5 protein-coding genes are annotated in these 4,107 nt (G+C 64.6%); 2 read left to right on the top strand and 3 right to left on the bottom strand.

Annotation, left to right across the window (positions count from 1 at the left end; all coding sequences use genetic code 11):
- Positions 1-1,656 (bottom strand): methyl-accepting chemotaxis protein (locus AC5JJ6_RS01990; RefSeq protein ID WP_496040434.1); only part of this gene is annotated, 1,656 nt, incomplete at its 3' end.
- A gap of 190 nt (positions 1,657-1,846) precedes the next feature.
- Between AC5JJ6_RS01990 and AC5JJ6_RS01985 the strand changes: the two genes are divergently transcribed.
- Both AC5JJ6_RS01985 and aat read left to right on the top strand, forming a co-directional pair.
- Positions 1,847-1,999 carry a hypothetical protein gene (locus tag AC5JJ6_RS01985; RefSeq protein WP_496040433.1) on the top strand — a complete coding sequence of 51 codons (153 nt, stop codon included), beginning with the start codon at positions 1,847-1,849 and terminating at the stop codon, positions 1,997-1,999.
- A 63-nt stretch (positions 2,000-2,062) separates the two neighbouring features.
- Entirely contained in the window at positions 2,063-2,713 is a 651-nt protein-coding gene (gene aat / locus AC5JJ6_RS01980; RefSeq protein WP_496040432.1) for a leucyl/phenylalanyl-tRNA--protein transferase, read from the top strand.
- Here the strand turns inward: aat and AC5JJ6_RS01975 are convergent.
- Positions 2,683-2,982: a DUF2155 domain-containing protein gene (locus tag AC5JJ6_RS01975; protein WP_496040431.1), complete on the bottom strand. Its 300-nt coding sequence runs from the start codon at positions 2,980-2,982 to the stop codon at positions 2,683-2,685. The genes aat and AC5JJ6_RS01975 overlap by 31 nt on opposite strands.
- Before the next feature lie 135 nt (positions 2,983-3,117).
- Positions 3,118-3,891: a class I SAM-dependent methyltransferase gene (locus AC5JJ6_RS01970; RefSeq protein WP_496040430.1), complete on the bottom strand. Its 774-nt coding sequence runs from the start codon at positions 3,889-3,891 to the stop codon at positions 3,118-3,120.
- Positions 3,892-4,107: the final 216 nt, after the last annotated feature.

The raw sequence follows: 4,107 nt of genomic DNA, 5'->3' as shown, positions 1-4,107 counted from the left end.
CACTCCGATCACATGGTCGGCTACCATCGCCGCGGCATTTCGGACGGCTTCGATCTGGCTGGAGATCCTGCCGGTGGCCTGCGCAGTTCTGGCGGCCAGGATCTTGACCTCCTCGGCCACGACCGAGAAGCCCCTTCCCGATTCGCCTGCCCGCGCCGCCTCGATGGTGGCGTTCAGCGCGAGCATGTTGGTCTGTCCGGCGATGTCGGAGATCAGGCCGGCGGCATTGCCGATGTCACGTGCCGCTTCGTTCAGCGCCGTGACGATACGGCGGGTGTCGTCTCCTTTGCCAGCCGCACTCCGGATAATGCCGCCGACCACAGTCATCCGGCTGCGGATCTCGCTTGATGTGGTCGCCAGTTCCTCGCTGGCAGCCGCAACGGAATGAACGCCGGCGGTCGCCTCCCGCGCCGCTTCCGCCACCGCGGAAGACTGCTCTCCGGTACGGGCCGCCGCCGACTTCATGCGTTCGGCGAGATCCGCGATTCCGTCCGCCTGCTGCATTACCGCCGTCACCGTCGACTGCACCTCCGCCTCGAGTGCAGTGGCCAGACCGGCGAGACGCGCCGCGAAAGCTTCCTTGTGGTGACGCTCCCTGATCTCGTCGGCTGCCTTGAGGCTCTCCATCTCCTCCGCAGTGCGGCGGAACACCTCGATGGCGCGGGCCATGGCGCCGATCTCGTCGCGCCGGTGTGCGCCCGGGACCGGCCGGGTTCGATCCCCTTTCGCGAGTCGCTGCATGGCCCCCTCGATCGCGCGCAACGGCCTGGTGATGCTGCGGACGAGAATCAGGCTCACCATCAGCGCCAGCACCAGGACGACGGCGCCCATCATGATCCCGGCGCGACCCGTGGCATTCCGGACCTCGGCCCTCTCGGACCGGGCACGCTCCATGCCTGCGCTGGCCGCACCGAAAAGCTGGGCGAACCGGCCCGGCATAGCGCTCAACACCCCATCGAAAGTCTGGATCTGGCCGGTGAGCTTCACCTGGTTCTCGACATACGCCGTCAGGTCGGCACGGTAGGCGGAAGCAAGCCGGGTCAGGGTTTGCTGGGTAGAGGAGTCCAGGCCCGAGCCCATCAGGCCGAACTCGAACTCCCGGTATGCCTTGCGATGCGCGCCCATGACGCCGGCGTCGCCATACAGGATGAAGTCCTTCTCAAGCACTCGCATGGTCAGCATGCGGACATAGGTTTCCGCAACCGTGGAGACCGGCCAGTTGCGTAGTTCCGATTCCATGGCGTTGACAGAACCGCGAAGTTTTCCCCGCAGACTGCTGTGCTCGTCGAGCCCCATGATCCGGCTGGTTTCACCTACCTCTGCGAAGCGGTCGGCTGCCGCCTGGATATTCGTCCGCAAGCCCTCCACCAGAGCGCCGACATGGGTGGCGCCGGGGTGATGGGCGATGCGGTCCAGCAGGCCGAGAGCCTCATCGATCCGACCGCCGAAAGCCGTGGCCGCCTCCTCGTCCCGGTTGGAAATGAAGTCGCGGGCGAGGATCTGGAGGTCGGCGGCGCGCCGCTCCAGGGAGGCGGCCAGGACTACGAGGTCGCCGTAGGAACTGAGTTCGCTGGCGGCGTCGTCCAGCCGGCGGTCGGCCAGCAGGAATAGCCCCGTCGTCACGGCGACTGTTACGATAGCCACCAGGATCAACATGCCGATCCTGGATCCGATAGAAAGCCGCGATAGCATTCCAGCTATGCCGCCATAGTTATTGGATGCTTTATCGGTGACTGTCAGTTGCTTAGAAGACATCCCTTGTATAGAGATCGAGTTTGACATGACATTCACAATCCTATAACAAGAACTTCACATAACTGTCTTCTTCTGAAGAGCTTGGATACACATGCTGGACGGCATCGTTATTATCCAATCAGCGGGCGCACTCTTGTGGGCAAAGTATGAAGAAAGCGTTGAGATTTCCGTCCGGCTGGCCGGCTCTCCTATAACCGGAAAGCTCAAGGTGTCCATGTGCCGCCGCCACAGCCACTCCCAATGACGCGGGCAGAGTGTATAGTCATTCAAGAGGGTTTCGTCCGGGCTGGAGGGCAGCGCTATCGTAATGACTGGTTTGACGGCACAGCTTCTGCTGCGGGCCTATGCCGCCGGCATCTTTCCGATGGCGGAAAGTGCCGAGTCAGAAGAGCTCTACTGGTTCGATCCGGAGCAGCGCGGCATCCTGCCGCTCGACGGACTGCATGTCCCGCGCAGGCTTCGGCGCACGGTTCGCAGCGGCCGGTTCGAAGTCCGCATAGACAGCGACTTCGATGCCGTCATCCAAGGCTGCGCCGAGTCGACCGACATTCGGCCGAAGACCTGGATCAACAGCGAAATCATGCGGCTCTATTCGACGCTGTTCGATCTGGGCTTCGCCCACTCCGTCGAATCATGGCACGACGACCGCCTGGTCGGCGGTCTCTACGGCGTGGCGCTCGGCGGCGCGTTCTTCGGGGAAAGCATGTTCAGCCGCCAGACCGATGCCAGCAAGGTGGCGCTGGTCCACCTCGTGGCCCGGTTGCGCTACAACCGCTTCATGCTGCTCGACACGCAGTTCGTCACGACCCACCTGAGCCAGTTCGGAGCGATGGAGATCCCGCGGTCGAGCTACCGGAACCAGCTTGCCAAGGCACTCCAATACACGCCCGACTTCACCAACGGCTCGGAGGGCGAGGTGATCGACGCCTATTTGCAGTCGATTACCCAGACATCGTAGACCGGGTGTTCCAGGGCTGACAGCGCCGGGCTGGAGGCGAACATCCAGCCGCTGAACAAGGGCTCCACCGCCTCGTCGGGACGAGCCTCCTGGATCTCCAGGAAGGCAGCCGATTCGGGCGGCTCGACCGGCGACGCTTTCCGGCAGGTCCGTGCCGTGATGCGCAGGGAGCCGAAGGCAACCGTATCGCCGACCGGCACATCGAGCGTCACCACCCGCGCCGTCACCTTGTCCAACCCCTGCAAAACGGCCACCGGCATGCTTTGCATGCCTTCGGATCCGCCGGATTGGGCAAGCGCGGGCGCGGCAGCCCCCATGCCGAGCGCCAGGACCAAACCCGCAAACCTACCGCCAAGAAGCCGCATCGCGCTCACTTCACCCTGTTCCGCCAATACCCTGCCCCATCAAACAGCCGGCTTTTCCGCCGCGAACCGGAGGCGGATGTAATCGGCATACCATGTGCCGTCCGGTTTCATCAGGACGGGCGATATTTCGATCAGAACCTCGTTCAGCAGAGCCCCGTGCTCGCTGACCGGGACCCTGGCGAGAAAGGCTCCGGCGAAGGTCGCGAGCCAGCCCGCCATTCCGGTCGGCAGCGGCGTCGGCCTCTCGATCAGTTCCGCCGAGCGCACGCGGAAGCCATGAGCCGCCAGCTTCGCCGCATAGTCTTCGGCGGTTGGAAAATACCATGGGTTGGCGGCCTTGCCGTCGATCCCGCGCCGGTTCAACGCCGTTTCCAGCGCGGAGGCGATCGTCACGACATTGCCGGAGCCGCCGAATTCGCCGACGAACCGGCCGCCCGGCTTCAAGGCCCGGTAGACGCCCTCGATGACCTTGTCCGGCTGGAGCATCCAGTGCAGGGCGGCATTGGAGAACACGGCGTCGAATTCGCCGTCGAAATCCAGGGCCTCGCCGTTCATCAGGCGGGCATCGAGATTGCGTGCCTGCGCCGCCCGGATCAGGTCGGCGCTGGAGTCGGCGCCCACCACGGCGCAGCCGGCGGCGGCCAGTTTCTCGGTCAGGACGCCGTCGCCGCATCCAAGGTCCAGGATGCGTTCCCCAGGCCTGGGAGCCAGCAGGTCGACCACCGGCATGCCGAGGTCGGCGACGAATCGTGCATTTTCGGCATAGCCGTGGGAGTCCCATTTCTGGGACGGCTCTCCGGTCGGTATGCTCATGGGCCCGCTCTCCCGCCTGATCTATGATTGGACATAGGTGCGAACAGCAGACCGCCGGCGTCGGTTTCCGGATTTCAGTTCCCGAGCAGTCCGCCGGGAGCGGCGGCGCCCGGAGCCGCAGGAGGCGTCGCCGGCTGGGGAGCCTGCCCCTGCTGCCCACCGCCCTGCTGAGTGCTTGGCTGGCCACCCTGCTGCATGCTGAAGATCACCTGTCCC

It is taken from the genome of Skermanella sp., assembly GCF_059503625.1.
The sequence above is the reverse complement of the archived record's forward strand: the minus strand, read 5'-3'. Positions and strand labels throughout refer to the sequence as shown.

Bases quoted from the DNA above. Each gene is read 5' to 3' on its own strand.
- aat (WP_496040432.1), top strand. From the start codon at position 2,063: ATGACTGGTTTGACGGCACAGCTTCTGCTGCGGGCCTATGCCGCCGGC.
- AC5JJ6_RS01985 (WP_496040433.1), top strand. From the start codon at position 1,847: ATGCTGGACGGCATCGTTATTATCCAATCAGCGGGCGCACTCTTGTGG.
- AC5JJ6_RS01975 (WP_496040431.1), bottom strand. From the start codon at position 2,982: ATGCAAAGCATGCCGGTGGCCGTTTTGCAGGGGTTGGACAAGGTGACG.
- AC5JJ6_RS01970 (WP_496040430.1), bottom strand. From the start codon at position 3,891: ATGAGCATACCGACCGGAGAGCCGTCCCAGAAATGGGACTCCCACGGC.